The 18,318-nt window shown below is 70.6% G+C and carries 17 protein-coding genes; 5 read left to right on the forward strand and 12 right to left on the reverse strand.

Features of this window, described 5'->3' with window-relative positions:
* Positions 1–48: 48 nt before the first annotated feature.
* From sucB to OG972_RS29360, 3 genes are all read right to left on the reverse strand, one after another.
* On the reverse strand, positions 49–1,803 hold the full coding sequence (gene sucB / locus OG972_RS29350) for a 2-oxoglutarate dehydrogenase, E2 component, dihydrolipoamide succinyltransferase (protein ID WP_266986477.1): 1,755 nt from the start codon (positions 1,801–1,803) through the stop codon (positions 49–51).
* Between the two features lie 60 nt (positions 1,804–1,863).
* On the reverse strand, positions 1,864–3,252 hold the full coding sequence (gene lpdA, locus OG972_RS29355; RefSeq protein ID WP_266986479.1) for a dihydrolipoyl dehydrogenase: 1,389 nt from the start codon (positions 3,250–3,252) through the stop codon (positions 1,864–1,866).
* A 384-nt stretch (positions 3,253–3,636) separates the two neighbouring features.
* A complete protein-coding gene (locus OG972_RS29360) occupies positions 3,637–5,181 on the reverse strand; it encodes a leucyl aminopeptidase (protein ID WP_266986481.1) in 1,545 nt (514 codons plus the stop codon).
* A 262-nt stretch (positions 5,182–5,443) separates the two neighbouring features.
* Here OG972_RS29360 and OG972_RS29365 point away from each other — a divergent pair, with 262 nt between their 5' ends.
* A complete protein-coding gene (locus OG972_RS29365) occupies positions 5,444–6,280 on the forward strand; it encodes an endo alpha-1,4 polygalactosaminidase (protein WP_266986483.1) in 837 nt (278 codons plus the stop codon).
* A 40-nt stretch (positions 6,281–6,320) separates the two neighbouring features.
* Here OG972_RS29365 and OG972_RS29370 read toward each other — a convergent pair whose 3' ends face one another.
* A complete protein-coding gene (locus tag OG972_RS29370; protein ID WP_266986485.1) occupies positions 6,321–7,097 on the reverse strand; it encodes an adenosylcobinamide-GDP ribazoletransferase in 777 nt (258 codons plus the stop codon).
* A gap of 88 nt (positions 7,098–7,185) precedes the next feature.
* On the opposite strand from OG972_RS29370, the gene OG972_RS29375 reads away from it, so the two are divergent.
* The gene (locus OG972_RS29375) at positions 7,186–7,947 is read left to right on the forward strand and encodes a hypothetical protein (protein ID WP_266986487.1); all 762 of its coding nucleotides are present in this window, start codon (positions 7,186–7,188) and stop codon (positions 7,945–7,947) included.
* Here the strand turns inward: OG972_RS29375 and OG972_RS29380 are convergent.
* The 5 genes from OG972_RS29380 to OG972_RS29400 all read right to left on the reverse strand — a co-directional run bounded on the left by OG972_RS29380 (position 7,890) and on the right by OG972_RS29400 (position 13,782).
* Positions 7,890–8,627: a hypothetical protein gene (locus OG972_RS29380; RefSeq protein WP_266986489.1), complete on the reverse strand. Its 738-nt coding sequence runs from the start codon at positions 8,625–8,627 to the stop codon at positions 7,890–7,892. The genes OG972_RS29375 and OG972_RS29380 overlap by 58 nt on opposite strands.
* Complete coding sequence (locus OG972_RS29385) at positions 8,624–10,423, reverse strand: phosphatidylglycerol lysyltransferase domain-containing protein (RefSeq protein WP_266986491.1); 1,800 nt, start codon at positions 10,421–10,423, stop codon at positions 8,624–8,626. Before OG972_RS29385 ends, OG972_RS29380 begins: the two co-directional genes overlap by 4 nt.
* A 90-nt stretch (positions 10,424–10,513) precedes the next feature.
* Positions 10,514–11,596 carry a nicotinate-nucleotide--dimethylbenzimidazole phosphoribosyltransferase gene (gene cobT / locus OG972_RS29390; RefSeq protein ID WP_266986493.1) on the reverse strand — a complete coding sequence of 361 codons (1,083 nt, stop codon included), beginning with the start codon at positions 11,594–11,596 and terminating at the stop codon, positions 10,514–10,516.
* A gap of 115 nt (positions 11,597–11,711) precedes the next feature.
* Positions 11,712–12,539: a class I SAM-dependent methyltransferase gene (locus OG972_RS29395; RefSeq protein WP_266986495.1), complete on the reverse strand. Its 828-nt coding sequence runs from the start codon at positions 12,537–12,539 to the stop codon at positions 11,712–11,714.
* Positions 12,540–12,579: 40 nt separating this feature from the next.
* Positions 12,580–13,782: a bifunctional adenosylcobinamide kinase/adenosylcobinamide-phosphate guanylyltransferase gene (locus OG972_RS29400; protein WP_266986497.1), complete on the reverse strand. Its 1,203-nt coding sequence runs from the start codon at positions 13,780–13,782 to the stop codon at positions 12,580–12,582.
* 111 nt (positions 13,783–13,893) lie between these two features.
* On the opposite strand from OG972_RS29400, the gene OG972_RS29405 reads away from it, so the two are divergent.
* Positions 13,894–14,103: a hypothetical protein gene (locus tag OG972_RS29405; protein WP_030933634.1), complete on the forward strand. Its 210-nt coding sequence runs from the start codon at positions 13,894–13,896 to the stop codon at positions 14,101–14,103.
* Positions 14,104–14,171: 68 nt separating this feature from the next.
* Here the strand turns inward: OG972_RS29405 and OG972_RS29410 are convergent, their stop codons facing one another.
* The 3 genes from OG972_RS29410 to OG972_RS29420 all read right to left on the reverse strand — a co-directional run bounded on the left by OG972_RS29410 (position 14,172) and on the right by OG972_RS29420 (position 16,937).
* Complete coding sequence (locus OG972_RS29410) at positions 14,172–15,248, reverse strand: S1C family serine protease (protein ID WP_266986499.1); 1,077 nt, start codon at positions 15,246–15,248, stop codon at positions 14,172–14,174.
* Positions 15,249–15,486: 238 nt separating this feature from the next.
* Complete coding sequence (locus OG972_RS29415; RefSeq protein ID WP_266990782.1) at positions 15,487–16,221, reverse strand: bifunctional 2-polyprenyl-6-hydroxyphenol methylase/3-demethylubiquinol 3-O-methyltransferase UbiG; 735 nt, start codon at positions 16,219–16,221, stop codon at positions 15,487–15,489.
* A gap of 116 nt (positions 16,222–16,337) precedes the next feature.
* Complete coding sequence (locus OG972_RS29420; RefSeq protein WP_266986501.1) at positions 16,338–16,937, reverse strand: DUF3043 domain-containing protein; 600 nt, start codon at positions 16,935–16,937, stop codon at positions 16,338–16,340.
* A gap of 296 nt (positions 16,938–17,233) precedes the next feature.
* On the opposite strand from OG972_RS29420, the gene OG972_RS29425 reads away from it, so the two are divergent.
* Positions 17,234–18,016, forward strand: coding sequence for a PspA/IM30 family protein (locus tag OG972_RS29425; protein ID WP_266986503.1), 783 nt, complete (start codon positions 17,234–17,236; stop codon positions 18,014–18,016).
* Positions 18,017–18,030: 14 nt separating this feature from the next.
* Entirely contained in the window at positions 18,031–18,309 is a 279-nt protein-coding gene (locus OG972_RS29430; protein WP_266986505.1) for a hypothetical protein, read from the forward strand.
* Positions 18,310–18,318 lie beyond the last annotated feature (9 nt).

The following is an 18,318-nucleotide window of genomic DNA, read 5'->3' on the forward strand; positions in this document are numbered from 1 at the left end:
GGGTCCGGACGGGGGCGCCGCTGGTGAGGCTGGTTACAACCGTGGTGCTCAGAGGCCGAGCTCGACCTCGAACTCGCCGGCCTCCAGGATCGCCTTGACCGCAGTCAGGTAGCGGGCGGCGTCCGCACCGTCCACCAGACGGTGGTCGTAGGAGAGCGAGAGGTACGTCATGTCGCGGACACCGATGACGGTGCCCTCGGCGGTCTCGATGACCGCCGGACGCTTGACGGTGGCACCGATGCCCAGGATGGCGGCCTGGTTCGGCGGCACGATCACGGTGTCGAACAGCGCACCGCGCGAGCCGGTGTTGCTGATGGTGAAGGTGGCACCGGACATGTCGTCCGGCGTCAGGCCGCCGCCGCGGGCCTTGCCGGCCAGCTCGGCGGTCTTCTTCGAGATACCCGCGATGTTCAGGTCGCCCGCACCCTTGATGACCGGCGTCATCAGACCCTTCTCGGCGTCCACGGCGATGCCGATGTTCTCCGAGTCGAAGTACGTGATGGTGCCCTCGTCCTCGTTGATCCGGGCGTTGATGACCGGGTGGGCCTTCAGCGCCTGGGCCGCAGCCTTCACGAAGAACGGCATCGGGGACAGCTTGACGCCCTCGCGGGCGGCAAAGGCGGCCTTCGCCTGGTTGCGCAGCTTCATCAGCTTCGTGATGTCGACCTCGACGACCGAGGTCAGCTGGGCCTGCGAGTGCAGCGCCTTCATCATGTTGTCGCCGATGACCTTGCGCATGCGGGTCATCTTGACCGTCTGACCGCGCAGCGGGGACGCCTCCAGCTTCGGCGCCTTCGCGGCTGCCGGGGCAGCCGCGACGGGGGCCGGAGCGGCAGCGGCGGCCTTGGCGGCCTCCGCGGCGGCGACGACGTCCTGCTTGCGGATACGGCCACCGACGCCGGTGCCCTTGACCGCACCGAGGTCGACACCGCTCTCGGAGGCGAGCTTACGGACCAGCGGCGTGACGTACGCGCCTTCGTCGGCGGCCGCAGCCGGAGCCACCGGGGTGACCGGAGCCGGAGCAGCGACCGGAGCCGGGGCCGGGGCGGCGGGCGCCGCCGGAGCCGGGGCGGCCACGGGGGCCGGGGCGGCCACGGGGGCCGGGGCGGCCACGGGGGCCGGGGCGGCCACGGGGGCCGGAGCGGCCACGGGGGCCGGAGCGGCCGGAGCCGGGGCAGCCGCCGGGGCGGCACCCGCGGCACCGATGACGGCGAGCTTCGCGCCGACCTCGGCGGTCTCGTCCTCGGCGACCACGATCTCCAGCAGCACACCGGAGACCGGGGCGGGGATCTCGGTGTCGACCTTGTCCGTGGAGACCTCGAGCAGCGGTTCGTCCTCCGTGACCGCCTCGCCGACCTCCTTCAGCCAGCGGGTGACGGTGCCCTCGGTGACGCTCTCGCCGAGCGCCGGGAGGGTGACGTCCGTACCGGCGGCGCCACCGGCCGGGGCAGCAGCCGGAGCCGCGGCCACGGGGGCGGCGGGGGCCTCCGCGACCGGCGCCGGAGCGGCAACCGGAGCGGCCGCGGGCTCGGCGGCCGGAGCCGCGGCCGGGACGGCTGCACCCCGGCCGTCGTCGATGACGGCCAGCTCGGCGCCGACCTCGACGGTCTCGTCCTCGGCGACCTTGATGGACGCGAGGATGCCGGCGGCGGGCGCCGGGATCTCGGTGTCGACCTTGTCGGTCGAGACCTCGAGCAGCGGCTCGTCGGCCTCGACGCGCTCGCCCTCGGCCTTCAGCCAGCGGGTGACAGTGCCCTCGGTGACGCTCTCGCCGAGCGCCGGAAGGGTTACGGAAACCGACATGGTTTCAGTTGCTCCTTACGAAAGTGCGGAAGTAGGTCGGTCGTCGCGCCCGGGACTGGATCAGTCGTGGGAGTGGAGGGGCTTGCCGGCCAGGGCCAGGTGGGCCTCGCCGAGCGCTTCGCTCTGCGTCGGGTGGGCGTGGATGAGCTGCGCGACCTCGGCCGGCAGCGCCTCCCAGTTGTAGATCAGCTGGGCTTCGCCGACCTGCTCGCCCATACGGTCACCGACCATGTGGACGCCGACCACGGCACCGTCCTTGACCTGGACGAGCTTGATCTCGCCCGCGGTCTTGAGGATCTTGCTCTTGCCGTTGCCCGCAAGGTTGTACTTCAGAGCGACGACCTTGTCCGCGCCGTAGAGCTCCTTGGCCTTGGCCTCGGTGATGCCCACGGAAGCGACCTCGGGGTGGCAGTACGTCACCCGGGGGACACCGTCGTAGTCGATCGGGACGGTCTTCAGACCGGCCAGCCGCTCCGCCACCAGGATGCCCTCGGCGAAGCCGACGTGCGCGAGCTGCAGCGTCGGGGCCAGGTCGCCCACGGCCGAGATGGTCGGAACGTTGGTCTGCATGTACTCGTCGACGAGGACGTAGCCGCGGTCCATCGCGACGCCGGCCTCCTCGTAACCCAGACCCTGCGAGACCGGGCCGCGGCCGATCGCGACCAGCAGCACCTCCGCCTCGAACGTCTTGCCGTCGGCGAGGGTCACGCGGACACCGTCCTGCGTGTACTCGGCGCTCTGGAAGAACGTACCGAGGTTGAACTTGATGCCGCGCTTGCGGAAAGCGCGCTCAAGAAGCTTCGAGCTGTTCTCGTCCTCGACCGGAACGAGGTGCTTCAGACCCTCGATGATCGTGACGTCGGTGCCGAAGGACGTCCACGCCGAGGCGAACTCGACGCCGATGACGCCGCCGCCCAGGACGATCGCGGACTTCGGGACGCGGTCCAGCTTCAGCGCGTGGTCCGAGGAGATGATCCGGTTGCCGTCGATCTCCAGGCCCGGCAGCGACTTCGGCACGGAGCCGGTCGCCAGGAGCACGTGGCGGCCCTGGATGCGCTGGCCGTTCACATCCACCGAGGTGGGGGAGGAGAGCCGTCCCTCACCCTCGACGTAGTGCACCTTGCGGGAAGCGATGAGACCCTGCAGGCCCTTGTACAGGCCCGAGATCACGTCGTCCTTGTACTTGTGGACGGCCTCGATGTCGATGCCCTCGAAGGTGGCCTTGACGCCGAACTGGTCGGCCTCGCGTGCCTGGTCGGCGATCTCGCCGGCGTGCAGCAGCGCCTTCGTGGGGATGCAGCCGTTGTGCAGGCAGGTGCCGCCGACCTTGCCCTTCTCGATCAGAGCGACGTCCAGGCCCAGCTGCGCTCCGCGCAGGGCCGCGGCGTAACCGCCGCTACCACCGCCGAGGATCACTAGGTCGAAAACGGTGCTGGCGTCGTTCGCCACGTCACGTCCTCCATGCATGTGCGCCGTACGCCGGGCCCCGTCGCTGGGGGATGACCGGCCGGTCGGCTGGTGTTCGGCCGCTTTTGTTATTCGGCCCTGTGGTGGGGGCCCTGTCCTGCCGAGAACCCATCTTCGCACTTGTTGACGGTGGGCGGGACGCGGGGCCCGGGTCCGAGACGGATGATCATCCGTTCCGGATGGTTACTGCTGCGTAGAGATTGGTAGGAGCGGCGAGAAGCGCCGCGGTCGAAAGGGTGGTGGTGGGAGACGGGTGGGTGTGCGGATTTCGTTGAGAGCGAAACCTGCGCGCATCGTGCGGCGATGCCGACGAGTGAACACGTACGGCCCCGGACGTATGCCCGGGGCCGTACGCACGGAGCATCCTCAGCCGAGGTCCCCGGCAGCGGTGCGCTCCGCCAGCTTCACCAGCGTGCGGACCGCGGAACCGGTGCCGCCCTTCGGCGTGTAGCCGTACGGCGCGCCCTCGTGGAAGGCCGGACCCGCGATGTCCAGGTGCGCCCAGGCGATGCCCTCGCCCACGAACTCCTGAAGGAACAGACCGGCCACCAGGCCGCCGCCCATCCGCTCACCCATGTTGGCGATGTCGGCGGTCGGGGAGTCCATGCCCTTGCGCAGGTCGGCGGGGAGCGGCATCGGCCAGGAGGCCTCGCCGACCTCCCCGGCGATCTCGTGGATGGACGTACGGAAGGCGTCGTCGTTCGCCATGATGCCGAAGGTGCGGTGGCCCAGCGCCAGGACCATCGCTCCGGTCAGGGTCGCCACGTCGACGATCGCGTCCGGGTTCTCCTCACAGGCGCGGGTCAGCGCGTCGGCGAGGACGAGCCGGCCCTCGGCGTCCGTGTTCAGCACCTCGACGGTCTTGCCGCTGTACATGCGCAGCACGTCACCCGGGCGGGTGGCGCTGCCGGACGGCATGTTCTCGGCGAGCGCCAGCCAGCCGGTGACGTTGACCTGGAGGCCGAGACGGGCGGCCGCGACGACGGTCGCGAACACGGCGGCGGCGCCGCTCATGTCGCACTTCATCGTCTCGTTGTGACCGGCCGGCTTCAGCGAGATGCCGCCCGAGTCGTAGGTGATGCCCTTGCCGACCAGGGCCAGGGTCTTCTCCGCCTTCGGGTGCGTGTAGGCGAGCTTCACCAGGCGGGGGCCGTGGGTCGAGCCCTGGCCGACGCCCAGCAGACCGCCGAAGCCGCCCTTGACGAGCGCCTTCTCGTCGAGGACCTGCACCTTGATGCCGTGCTCCTTGCCGGCGGCCGTGGCCACGGCGGCGAAGGACTCGGGGTACAGGTCGTTCGGCGGGGTGTTGATCAGGTCGCGGGCGCGGTTGATCTCCTCGACGAGCGCGGTGGCACGCTCTGCGGCCGCCTTGAACGCCTTGTCGCGCGGCTTGCCGCCGAGCAGGGCGACCTCGGCGAGCGGCAGCTTGGCGCCGTTGCCGTTCTTCTTGTCCTTCGGCGCGAGCTTGTTCTCGCCGCCCTGGTACGCGGTGAAGGCGTACGCGCCGAGCAGTGCGCCCTCGGCGACGGCCTCGGCGTCCTCGACAGACGTGATCGGCAGCGCGAAGCCGGCCTTCTTCGAACCGGTCAGCGCACGCGCGGCGGAACCGGCGGCGCGGCGCAGTGCCTCGCCGTCGAATGCCGCGTCCTTCTCCGGGACCGGACCGAGTCCGACCGCGATGATGACCGGGACCTTGAGACCGTCCGGCGCGTGGAGCTTGGTCACTTCGCCCTCGGCACCGGAGGTGCCCAGGGTCTCCAGGACGGTGGCGAGCTTTCCGCCGAACGCCTTGTCCACGGCCTCGGCGCCCGGTGCGACGACCGGGCCCTTGGCTCCCTTGGCGACGCCGACGACGAGTGCGTCGGCGCGCAGCGTCGCCGCACCGGCAGTGCTGAGAGTGAGAGCAGTCACGGTGGTGAAATCTCGCTTCCGTTGAGTTCGTTGTCGGTCGAGGGGTGGGCCGACCGTGCCCGGCGCATCGTAGACGCCGCCGCAATGTGCCGGGAATGAGCCTACGCGCGCCTTTGCTGCGGTATCACGGCGGCGGGCCGTCTACGGTCCGTTCCGGCGGTACGCCTCCGGCCCCCGGCCGGTCCGCGTCGGGGGCCGCGGGGGCGCAACCGGCCCGGGAAGTAGGGTCGGTCGGAGGTGCCGGAGCGAGTGGGGGAGAGCGATGCGCGCCCATCGGGCTGCACGCAGGACGAGACCGAAGTCGGCGGCGCCCATCACCGTACTGATCCTGTCGGCGGTGCTGGCAGGCTGCACCTCGGCTCCTCGAACCGCCTCTGCCGGGCGCTGGCAGCCGAAGCCGGGCACCGACTGGCAGTGGCAGCTCTCCGGCCGTCTCGACCCCACCGTGGACGTTCCGGTGTACGACATCGACGGCTTCGAGCACGATGCGCAGGCGGTCGCCGATCTGCACCGCCGTGGCCGCAAGGTCATCTGTTACGTGTCCACGGGCGCCTGGGAGGACTTCCGCCCGGATGCCGGGAAGTTCCCCGCCTCGATCCTCGGGAAGGGCAACGGCTGGCCGGGGGAGCGCTGGCTCGACATCCGCCGCACGGATCTGCTCGGGCCGCTGATGGAGTCCCGCATCGAGATGTGCGCGAAGAAGGGCTTCGACGCGGTCGAGCCCGACAACATGGACGGCTACCGCAACCGCACGGGCTTTTCCCTGACCGGCGCCGATCAGCTGCGCTACAACCGCCTCATCGCCCGCATCGCCCACCGGCACGGACTCGCGGTCGGGCTGAAGAACGACCTGGACCAGATCCCGCAGCTGGAACCGGACTTCGACTTCGCGGTCAACGAACAGTGCGCCCAGTACGACGAGTGCGCCGACCTCACCCCGTTCATCGAGGCGGACAAGGCGGTGTTCCATGTGGAGTACGAGGTGCCGGTGGCACGGTTCTGCCCGGAGTCGACGCGGCTGCGTCTGAGTTCGCTCCGCAAGAAGTACGACCTGGGCACCTGGCGCCGGAGCTGTGTGGCGAGCCCGTCCGCGGAGTGAGGAGAAGACGGAAACCGGGCAGCCCCGCACCCCCGTCCGCCTACCCCAGGGCCAACACCACCAGCGCCGCCGTCGCCGCCGTCTCCGCGAGCGCACCGAACACATCCCCGGTCACGCCGCCGAACCGCCGCACACAGTGCCGCAGCAGCAGCTGTGCACCCATCAGCCCGGCCACTACGGCAAGGCCGTGGTGCAGCGCCCCGTACCCGCCGAACAGCGCCCCCGCCCCCGACCCCGCGGCCACCACCGCGACCGTCACGGCCGCCGCCGCCCCCATCGGCACCGTTCCCGCCACCGCCGCCCCCAGCCCCTCCGGCCGGGCCGGAGGCACGCCCTGACGGGACGCCAGTGTGAGCGCGAGGCGGGCGGTGACCCCCGCGACGGCCGCCGCCACCGCGCCGTGCGCCCAGCCCTCCCCGTACAGCTCCTGGAGGACCGCGACCTGGGCCAGAAGGACGAACAGCAGGGTGATGACACCGAATGGCCCAATGTCCGACTGCTTCATGATGCGCAACGCGTCCGCCGCGGACTTGCCGCTGCCGAGCCCGTCCGCCGTGTCGGCGAGTCCGTCGAGGTGCAGCCCCCGTGTGAGGACCGCGGGCACCGCGGTGGAGGCGACCGCCGCGAGCAGCGGCCCCGACCCGAGCAGCAGCAGTCCGCCGGAGGCCGCCGCGAGCAGCCCCACCACCAGACCGGCGAGCGGGGCGCTCAGCATCCCGGCACGGGTGGCCTCGCGGTCCCAGCGGGTGACGCGGACGGGGAGCACGGTCAGGGTGCCGAAGGCGAAACGTATGCCGTGGCTGTTCAGGGAGGTCACGGCGCGCAGGCTAATCCCTGGGCCGCACCGCTAGATTGGCCGAAACGCTGTAAAGCACCGCACAAGCGGATCAATGGGAGTGAGTGGCATGGGTCACTGGTTCGATCAGAACTTTGTCGAGCCGGGGAAGCTGCCCCTGCTTCTCGCCCTGGCCGCCTTTGTGCTGACCTTCGCCATCACCCGTCTCATCACCCGGATGATCAGGGCCGGGAAGGGGCCGTTCCGCAACATCACGCCCGGCGGGGTGCACGTCCACCATGTGGTGCCCGGTGTGGTGCTGACGGTGATCGGCGGCTTCGGCGCGGTCTCCAGCGGACGGTACGGCGTGGCGGCGGGCGTCTGCGCGGTGATCTTCGGGGCGGGCGCGGGGCTGGTGCTGGACGAGTTCGCCCTGATCCTCCATCTCGACGACGTGTACTGGTCCGAACAGGGCCGCCAGAGCGTCGAGGTCGTCGTCCTCACCGCCGCGCTCGTCCTGCTCCTCCTCGGCGGCTTCTCACCGCTCGGGGTGAACGAACTGACCAGCGATCAGCAGCAGGGCCGGCTCGGCATCGTCCTGACCCTGTTGATCAACTTCTGCTTCGTGCTGATCGCCCTGTTCAAGGGCAAGGCACGGATGGCGGTGATCGGCACCCTGGTGCCGTTCGTCGCCCTGTTCGGGGCGATCCGGCTGGCCCGGCCGACGTCTATGTGGGCGAAGAGGTTCTACCGCAACCGGCACCGCGCCCGTTCCAGGGCGGTGCTGCGCGCGTACCACCACGACCGGCGCTGGGCGGGGCCGCGCCGCAGGTTTCAGGACCTCATCGGCGGAGCGCCGGACCGGGCCCGCGTTCCCACGCCCAAGTCCTGACCACGGCGGACGGGCGGTTGCCGACGCCGGTCGTACCGGGCGGTGAGGCCGCACAGGATCAGCACCGCGGCGATCGCCGCCAGATGCTCCTTGCCCGCCAGGTTGTTCCTGAGAAGTACCTCGATGACCATCGCCGCGATGACCACCGCCCCGGTGAACCACGCCCGGTAGGCGTGGCACACATAGATCGCGAGCCCCACGACTGCCGCCGACGGTCCCGTGTCGACGACCTGCGCGTCGGATGCCGGCAGCCCGAACAGCCCATCGGGGCCGACCGCGACGCCGGTCCGTGCGTACAGTGTCCCGGCCAGCGTGGCGACGTACGCGATGAGCAGCGTGCGCTGGCGCCCGAGACAGATCTCGGCGACCCCGAACACCACGAGCACCTGCGCCAGCGCACCCCACACCGGCAGATCGAGCGCGGGCACGAACAGCGACAGCGGGGTACGCAGCAGAGCGGTCCACAGCGGGTCCTCGGCCCGCACCGAGCCGAGGACCTGCACCGGACGGAAGCCCCACGGCTGGTTCTGCACCGCCTGGAGCAGCGCCGTCAGACAGACCGCGGCCGGCGTCATGGGGACCGCCCGCAGCCGGGAGCGGGCGAGCGCCCCGCGTACGGTCGAGAGCAGCGGTACCCACTCGCGTCGGGCGACCGTGCGCAGCGCGGCCACCGGTCTCATCTACGGGTTCCCAGGTGCGAGCGGTGCAGCCACTTGGGCAGCCCGGGCGCCTCCAGGAACCCTTCGGCGCGGCCCGCGGCGATGCCGATGCGCAGCAGGTCGGAGCTCTTCTCGAAGAGCATGAAACGCGGCTCCCAGATCGGTCGGTACTTGGCGTTGGCGCGGTAGAGCGACTCGATCTGCCACCAGCGCGAGAAGAAGCTGAGCAGCGAGCGCCACAGCCTCAGCACCGGTCCCGCGCCCAGCCGCGATCCCCTCTCGAAGACCGACCGGAACATCGCGAAGTTGAGCGACACCTGCGTGATCCCGATCTTTTCGGCGCGCTGGAGGAGTTCGATGACCATGAACTCCATCAGACCGTTCTCGGCGTCCCGGTCACGGCGCATCAGGTCCAGCGAGAGACCGTTCGGACCCCAGGGCACGAAGCTCAGTACGGCTCGCAATTCGCCGGGGCCGCCCGCTCCTTCGCCCTGCCCCTTCTCCGTGGGGTCACGGCATTCGAGCATCACGCACCGGCCGTCCGCCGGATCGCCGAGCCGCCCCAGCGCCATCGAGAAGCCGCGCTCGGTCTCCCCGTCGCGCCAGTCGTCGGCGCGCCGCAGCAGTTCGGCCATCTCCTCGTCGGGGATGTCGCAGTGGCGCCGGATGGTCACCTCGTACCCGGCACGCCTGACCCGGTTGTACGCCTGGCGGACGGTCCGCATCGCCCGCCCTTCGAGGGTGAATTCGGCGGTCTCCACGATTGCCTCGTCGCCGAGTTCCAGCGCGTCGAGCCCGTGCCGGGCGTAGACCGTGCCGCCCTCCTCGCTCACCCCCATCACCGCCGGGATCCAACCGTGCTCGCGGGCCTCGGCCAGCCATGGTTCGATCGCGCCGGGCCAGGCCTCCGGGTCGCCGATCGGATCACCGGAGGCGAGCGAGACGCCGCCGACCACCCGGTAGGTGACGGCCGCCTTCCCGGTCGGCGACCAGATGACGCTCTTCTCCCGGCGCAGCGCGAAGTAGCCGAGCGAGTCGCGTTCGCCGTGCTTTTCCAGGAGGGCGCGGAGCCGGTCCTCGTCCTGCGGGGTGATCGGGTCGACGGCCCGGCGGGAGCGGAACGCCACGTACACGACGGCGATCAGCAGCAGGGTGGAGAGGATGTTGATGACGACATTGACCCAGCCGGGCACGGTGATGCCGGGGAAGCGGGCTTCGTCGGTTGTTACCGAGATCAGCCGCAGCGCGCCGTAGCGCCAGCGGTCGAGGAAGGTCGACCGGTACTCGTCGTGCGCCTTGTTCGTGACGGTGACCAGCAGGGTGGCGATCAGCGAGGTGACCAGCAGCCCGCCGACGGCGACCACGGCCGCCAGCTTCGCGTTGGACCGGTCGCCCTTCGCGTAGAACTCCCGCCGGCCCAGGACCAGCGCCACGACGAACGCGGCTGTCAGCGCAAGCGAGATCCAGTTCTGTGGGTACCGTCGGATCTCGGGAAAGACGATCACGAAGGCGAAGAGCAGGAGCAGGAGGCCGCTCAGCACCATGTTGACGATCCAGGCGGCGCGCTTGCGCCGTCGCATGGTGATCGCGAGGAAGAGGGCGACCACTCCGGAGGAGAAGCCCGCGGTGAGGAGATAGGGCGTGAAGTAGTTCTCGGTGTTGTGTCGACGCAGGTCCTGCCCGAGCGTGACCCAGACGGCGCTCAGGAAATTGATGAACGACACGATGCGCAGATACCAGATGGTGAATGCCGCACTGCGTCGTGAGCGGACGGTGCTCCGCCGGGCGTCCTGGCTGACCAATCGGACCTCTCCCATGAAAAGCGATCATATGGTGCATCGCGCCCCATGGGGAGGCCTGCTGCGGCCGGTGTCCGGCGGTCGGCGGCCGCAGCGCGGCAGGGTCCGTCAGTCGTCGTCCGTGTCGGTCTTCGAGGCGTCGTCCTCGTCGGCCGGTACCCGCTCGGGCAGCTCCGCCGCCAGCGCGGCGGCGGCCTGCACGAGCGGAAGCGCCAGCAGCGCCCCGCTCCCCTCGCCCACGATGACGCCGTGGTCCAGTAGCGGGCTGAGCGCCATCCGGTCAAGCGCCTTCGTCTGTGCCGGCTCGCCGCTCACCTGGCCGGCCAGCCACCAGTCCGGCGCCCGGAAGGCGGCCCGCTGAGCGACCAGCGCGCACGCCGACGAGACCACGCCGTCCAGAATCACCGGCAGCCTGCGCACCGCGCACTGCAACAGGAACCCCGTCGTCGCCGCCAGGTCCGCGCCGCCGACCGTGGCCAGCAGCTCCAGCTGGTCACCGAGGACCGGCCGGGCCCGCCGCAGCGAGTCCCGGATCGCCGCGCACTTGCGCATCCAGGCGAGATCGTCGATACCCGCGCCGCCGCGCCCGGTGACCACCGAGGCGTCCGTGCCGCACAGGGCCGCGATCAGGGTGGCCGCCGCCGTGGTGCCACCGACGCTCAGATCGCCGAGCGCCACCAGATCGGTGCCCGAGTCGGCCTCCTCGTCGGCGATCGCGATGCCCAGACGTACCGCCTGCTCGGCCTCCTCGGCCGTCAGCGCGTCCTCGATGTCGATCCGGCCGCTGCCGCGCCGCACCCGGTGACGTACGACCGACTCGGGCAGCAGCTCCGGCTCGCAGTCCAGGCCGGCGTCGACGATCCGCACCGGTACGGAGAACTGGCGGGCCAGCACGGCCAGCGGCGTCGCGCCCTCCAGCGTGGCCCGGACCAGCTCGTGCGCGGTCCCGGCCGCGCGGCCGGAGACACCGAGCTCGGCCACCCCGTGATCACCGGCGAAGAGCACCACGCGCGGCTGCAGGATCGGCTTGACCGGCACGGCCTGCTGGGCGGCCGAGAGCCACTCGCCCAGCTCGTCGAGCCGGCCGAGGGCGCCCGGGGGCACGATCTGCCGCTCCCGGCGTTCCTCGGCGTCGCGCCGTACCCCGCCGTCGGGGCGTTCGATCAGGTCGGAGAAGTCGTCCAGATTCACGGGGGTCTGCCTCGCGGGTCGTTACGTGGTGTGGGCCGGTGAGCCCGGCGGCGGGCTCATTGCGGAACAGTACCTGCCACGATTCTGACGCCTCATCAGTGCGGCGGCCGGCCCCTCAGGTGCCGAAGCGCAGCAGCGTCATCGCGGGGGTCAGTGTCCGCAGCCCCGGCGTCAGATGCTGGAGCCGGATCAGTTCTCCCATCGCGCCCCGTCCCCGCGGCAGCCCCAGCGCGCGCACCTCGGTGATGTTCGGATGCGCACTGCGCAGCTTCTTCCGCTCGCCCGGGTTCATCGCCCAGTGCATCGGCGGGACGGTCATGGAGCCGATCTTCGACTTCCCGGCCACCGTCCCCTTCGCCGGCCGGCGCGCCATCGAGTCCAGGACGAGCACCCCGCCCGGCAGCCGTTCGGCGCAGGTCGCCAGGATCTTCCGTACCGCCCAAGGCTGCAGATACATCAGCAGCCCCTGCGTCGTGACGATCACGCCCCGGCCCGCAGGGTCCTCGATCTCGTCCAGCCAGGAGAGATCGGTCGCCGACCGGGAGAGCGTCCGCAGCCGGTCCGAGGAGGGCAGCAGCATTCGGCGCAACGCTGCCACCTGGGGCAACTCCACACTCAGCCAGGTGAGCCGCCCGTTGTCGACCCGCCAGAAGCCGGTTTCCAGCCCGTCGCCGAGCGCGACGACGGTGGCCTCCGGATGTCCGCGCAAATAGCCCTGCACCGTCAGGTCGAAGCAGCGTGAGCGCAGCGCCTGCGCCTGCGAGTGGAAGGCGTTCGGCCGCCCGAAGCGCTCCTCGAAGGGGTAGTCGAGGTCCGCCATGAGGTGCAGCGCCATCGGATCGTCGATGACGGGATAGAGCTGCCCCGCCTCGTACGCCCGGTTGTAGAGCGTCCAGAGCAGGGTCTCCGGAACGCCTTCCAGCATCGGCCTCACTCGCGCCATGTCCGCTCCCTTCCAGCTGCTGTTCCTGTGGCGATGCGGGTCAGCCGCGTAGCGTCAGCGCCTGACCGGCCACCACCAGCAGCACGTGCTCGCACTCGTCGGCGAACGCGGCGTTGAGCCGCCCCAGCTCGTCCCGGAACCGCCGACCTGCGGCGGTCGCGGGCACCACGCCCGAGCCGACCTCATTGGTCACGGCGACGACCGTACGCCGCGTTCCGCGCACCGCGCCGACCAGTTCGGTGACCCGTTCCCGCAGCGCACTCTCGCCGCCGTCCGCCCACGCCGCGTCGTCCCAGGCGTTCACCCGGTCCATCGCGTCCGTCAGCCACAGCGACAGGCAGTCGATCAGCAGCGGCGGCCCGTCCGACTCCAGCAGGTCCACCAGGTCACAGGTCTCCTCGGTGCGCCAGGCCGCCGGTCTGCGCTCCCGGTGCAGCCCGACCCGGGCCATCCACTCCGCGTCGCCTTCGCGGCCGCCGCCGGTCGCCACATACACCACCTCGGGGAAGGTCTCCAGCCGCCGCTCGGCCTCCACCGACTTCCCGGACCGCGCACCGCCCGTCACCAGCGTCCGCCGCGGGACATCCGCTACGACGTGGTACTCGCCGACCACCAGTGTCGTCCCGTCCGGCACGGTCCGGGCGCCGGCCGCCGCGAGCCGCCGGTCCAGCTCGGGGCCGGTGGGCGCGTCATGGTCCAGATGAACGGCGATGACCTCGGTGGCCGGCCCGATCGCTTCGACGGCCCGCAGCCTGGCCATTGCGTCCGGGCGTTCGGTCACATCACCGACCACCATGTCGTACGGCTCCGCCACCCGGTCCGTGAGACCGGCGGGGGCCGCCCCCGGCGGCATGTACAGCAGCCGCGCACCCTCCGGGGACGTCACCTCGTACCCGGTCCCCGGCGAGTCCATCGGCACCGCCCGGATCCGGTGCCCGCTGATCAGCGTCAGCACCTGCCCGTCCGGCACCCGTCCGGCCGGAGGCAGCCCGGCCGGCAGCTCCACGGCGGGCCCGTCGTGCGGATGGCTGAGCAGCACCTGCCGTACGCCGGTCAGTGAATGACCCGCACGTGCGGCGGCGAACGCGGCCCCCGGAGTGAGATCGAGCAGCACCGCGCCGTCGACCAGCAGTGCGGTCGCGGCGCGCGCCCACACCCCGCGGGCGGTGGCGCAGGCGGCGCACGGACATTCGGGGCGCGGCAGCCCGTCGGGGGCTCCGGTGCCGAGCAGTGTCAGTTCCACGCTCCGATCCTCCCGCGTCCCCGCACCGACTGCGCGACCAACCCCATGGATCTCGGTCCGACAGGCCCCAGGCACTAGGCTGCGGGCAGCAACGCGACCCAGGAGGCGGACATGGCGTGGACGTGGCGGTTCGAGAAGTCCGACGGTACGGAGACGGAGCCGGCCCTGCAGCCGGAGGAATTCACGACCCAGGGCGATGCGGAGTCATGGATCGGTGAGTTCTGGAAGGAACTTCTGGACGGCGGGGCGGACCAGGTGACCCTCTTCGAGGACGCGACGAAGATCTATGGCCCGATGAGTCTCCAGGCCGACCAGGGCTGACCGCCGATACGGGCGCACGAAGGCCCCGGGCGCCGTTCCTCGGCATCCGGGGCCTTGCATGGCAGCGGTCAGATCTCGCCCAGAGTGACGACCGCGGTATTCTCCACACCGTTGCGCAGATATGTCACCTTGACCTTCTGGCCCGGCTTATTGCCGGCCAGCGTCTCGGCCAGCTCCGTCATCGTCGTGATCCGTGTGTCGTCGATCTTCGTGACGATGTCGCCGACCCGCAGTCCGGCCTTGTCCGCGCCTCCGCCCGGCGTGACGGTGACCAGCGCGACTCCGAACGGCTGGTAGTTGTCGTCGACGACTGTGCGGCCGGTGATGTTCAGCGCCGCTCGGCCCGAGTCGGTGACCTTGCCGCTCTTGATGATCTGGTCGGCCACCGTCTTCACCATCGAGACGGGGATCGCGAACCCGATGCCCGGTGCCGCGCCGTTCATCTGCGGATCCGTCGCCGCCAGCGTCGGAATGCCGATCACCTCGCTGTCCAGGTTCACCAGCGCACCGCCGCTGTTGCCCGGGTTGATCGCGGCCGAGGTCTGCACCATGTTCGCTATGGTCGCCCCGGTGCCACCGTCCTCCCGGCTCTCGCTGACGGTCCGGCCGACCGCCGACACGATGCCCTGGGTGACGCTGCTGGACAGTCCGAGCGGCGAACCCATCGCCAGCACTATCTGACCGACCTCGACCTTATCCGAGTTGCCGAACTTCGCCGCCTTCAGCCCGCTCGGTACGTTGTCGAGCTTGATGACGGCCAGGTCCTGCTCCGGATAGGTGGCGACCAGCGAGGCGCCCAGCACCTTCTCGCCGGTGACGACGGTGACCTTGAACGTCTTCTCCTGGCCGACCACATGGGCATTGGTGACGATATGGCCCTTGTCGTCGTAGACGATGCCGGATCCGAGACTGTTGGCGGCTTGGATCTGTACCACGGAGGGCAGCACGTTTTTGATGACGGTCTGGTATTCGGCCTGCAGGTCACCTGCGGCCCGGGAAGTCGCATGCGGCGAGGCCGACTTCGTGGCATCGGCGCTGGCCGAGTCCGAGTCCGAGCAGCCGGACACCAGGGCTATGGCACAGACACCTGCGGTCAGAGGCAGCAGCAGCCGGTACAAACGGCCGCGCGAGTGGGAAGCATCCATGTCTGAATCATTACTTTTAACCCCATTGGCGGCCTGCTGGGTTCGGCCGATCGGGTGAAGCCCACCCCTCAACCATCCCCGGGGATTTCCGGCGGATCACGGCCGGGGCCGCATCGGCCGGCACGGCCTCTCGCGGCGCTGCCGATATGTCGGAACAGCTCGCTACCTGGATGCTCCGGCGCCCTGCGATGCGCCGCACCGGGCGCCGTGAACTGTCCCGCCCTCGTCCGGACGCCCGCTAGCCGCGCACCCCGCACAGATGCAGCAGCGCGGCAACCCGGCGGTACGGATCCGTCCGTCCGGCCCGGTCCTCCGCGGCGAGCACCCGGTCGAGTTCCGCGGCGGCCGGCAGCTCCACGTCATTGCTCACCTGGTCCGTGAAGATCCGCACCCCGTACCAGGCGTGCAAGGGCGCCGCGATCCCGGCGAGCGTGGCCGTGAGGGCGTCCAGCCGGTCGGCGCGGACCGTCAGGCCCAGCCGGTTGGTGTACGTATCCGTGTCGAACGCGGCCAGTGCCGTGTCCCAGTCCCCGGCGGCGCCCGGCCGCATCGCCAGCGCGTCGCCGTTCCGTACGAGCAGCGAGAGCAGCCCGCCGGGCGCCAGCATCCGGGCCAGTCCGGCCAGCAGCGCGTCCGGCTCCCGGACGTACATGAGTACGCCGTGGCAGAGCACCACGTCGAAGCTGCCCGGCAGGAAGTGCACGCCCGTGTCCTGGCCGTCGCCCTCGATCAGCCGGACCCGCTCCCGGATGCCCGCGGGCTCGTCCCCGAGCGCCTCGCGGGCGACCCTCAGCATCTCGGCGTCGGACTCCAGACCGGTCACCGTGTGGCCGGCCCGGGCCAGCCGCAGCGCCTGCGTGCCCTGTCCCATGCCGACATCGAGAATCCGCAGCCGCTGACCGACCGGGAAGCGCGCGGCTATCTGCTCGTCGAGCTGCCGGGCGACGAGCTCCTGGCGGACGGTGTTGCGCAGCCCGCCGAGCCCTCTGAGCCACGCCGAAGAGGCCCCGCTGAACCCGTAGTCCCTGAAGGCGGCACCGCCCGGCAGGCCTGCGGATGGACCGCCGACCGAGTCGGAAAGCTCCGTACTCAGGGCCGCTCTCCGCGCTTGACCTGCGGCTTCGGCAGACGGAGCCGACGCATCTGAAGCGTACGCATCAGGCCGTAGGCGACCGCGCCGCGCTTCGGCGTATCGGGGAAGCGGGCGTTCAGCTGCTTCTTCAGCCGGAACGTGAGACCGATCGAGTCGATGACGATCAGCACGATCACACCGAGCCAGAGCAGCAGCGAGATGTTCTGGATGTTCCGCACCTGGATCACGCTGAGGACCAGGATGATCACCGCGAGCGGCAGGAAGAACTCCGCGATGCAGAAGCGCGAGTCCACGAAGTCGCGGACGAAGCGCCGCACCGGACCCTTGTCACGGGCCGGCAGGTAGCGCTCGTCGCCACTGGCGAGCGCCTCGCGCTGCTTGGCCAAGTCAACCCGGCGCGCTTCGCGCTGGCGTTTCATGGCCTCCTTGCGGTCGAGCGGCGCGCCACTGGAGGCACGACGGCGCTGCGACTGGGCATCGCTGCGCTTGGGGGTGGGGCGACCTTTGGGGGCCTGCGGGTCGCGGGGCTGCGTGGAGAGGTCCGCCGTCACCTTGGTGGCGGGGGCCTTCTCATCCTTCGAACGGCTACGGAACACAAAACCCAAGGGTACGGGGTCGGCCGCGACGACCCCAGCCCGGTCGGGAACGATCCGGCAACGGCCTGCGTCCTCCCAGGTGTCCCGAGAGGGGCAGATCGGACGTTGCCACCGGTTTCCCCGAGGGCCGCCTACTCCCTGGGCCGGAGCGGTAACCGGGGGCAGTCGTCCTTGGGGAGGAGCACATCCGTGCTCGAACAGTGCGGTAATAGAGACAGGGCCCGTACTGTGGGTTCTGTTGGAGTGCTGGAGCCCAGTCCGTCAGAAGGGGGCGCGCGAAGCCCATGAGCGGTGTCATGAAGCGTATGGGGATGATCTTCCGCGCGAAGGCAAACAAGGCCCTTGACCGGGCCGAGGATCCGCGCGAGACCCTCGATTACTCGTACCAGAAGCAGCTGGAACTGCTTCAGAAGGTGCGCCGCGGCGTCGCCGATGTGGCGACCTCGCGCAAGCGCCTGGAGCTGCAGCTGAACCAGCTGCAGGGCCAGACGTCCAAGCTGGAGGACCAGGGCCGCAAGGCGCTCGCGCTCGGCCGCGAGGACCTGGCCCGCGAGGCGCTGTCCCGGCGCGCCGCACTCCAGCAGCAGGTCACCGACCTGGAGACGCAGCACGCGACGCTGCAGGGTGAGGAGGAGAAGCTCACTCTCGCGGCCCAGCGGCTGCAGGCCAAGGTCGACGCCTTCCGTACGAAGAAGGAGACCATCAAGGCCACCTACACCGCCGCCCAGGCGCAGACCCGGATCGGCGAGGCGTTCTCCGGGATCTCCGAGGAGATGGGCGACGTCGGCCTGGCGATCCAGCGGGCCGAGGACAAGACCCAGCAGCTGCAGGCGCGCGCCGGTGCGATCGACGAGCTGCTCGCCTCCGGCGCTCTGGACGACCCGACCGGGACGGCGAAGGACGACATCGCCGCCGAACTGGACCGGATCTCCGGTGGTACGGATGTGGAGCTGGAGCTGCAGCGGATGAAGGCCGAACTGGCCGGCGGCTCCGCCCCGCAGCAGGCCATCGAGGGCGGCCCGCAGGACGCCGCCCAGCAGCAGTCCTCGCAGTCCCCGCACAGGTTCGACAAGCAGTAAGTAAGGCGGACGTCATGATCGTTCGGATCATGGGGGAGGGCCAGGTCGCCCTGGCCGACAGCCATCTCGCCGAGCTCAACAGGCTCGACAACGAACTGCTCGCCGAGATGGAGAGCGGTGACGGCCCGGGCTTCCGCGCCACGCTCCAGGCGCTCCTCGCCACGGTGCGCGAGCTCGGCACGCCTTTGCCGGACGACTCCCTGGAGCCGTCCGAACTGATCCTGCCGTCGCCCGACGCCACCCTCGAAGAGGTGCGCGAGATGCTCCGGGACGACGGTCTGATCCCCGGCTGACGCCGGTCG

Source organism: Streptomyces sp. NBC_01669 (assembly GCF_026339735.1).
GTDB lineage: Bacteria > Actinomycetota > Actinomycetes > Streptomycetales > Streptomycetaceae > Streptomyces > Streptomyces yanii.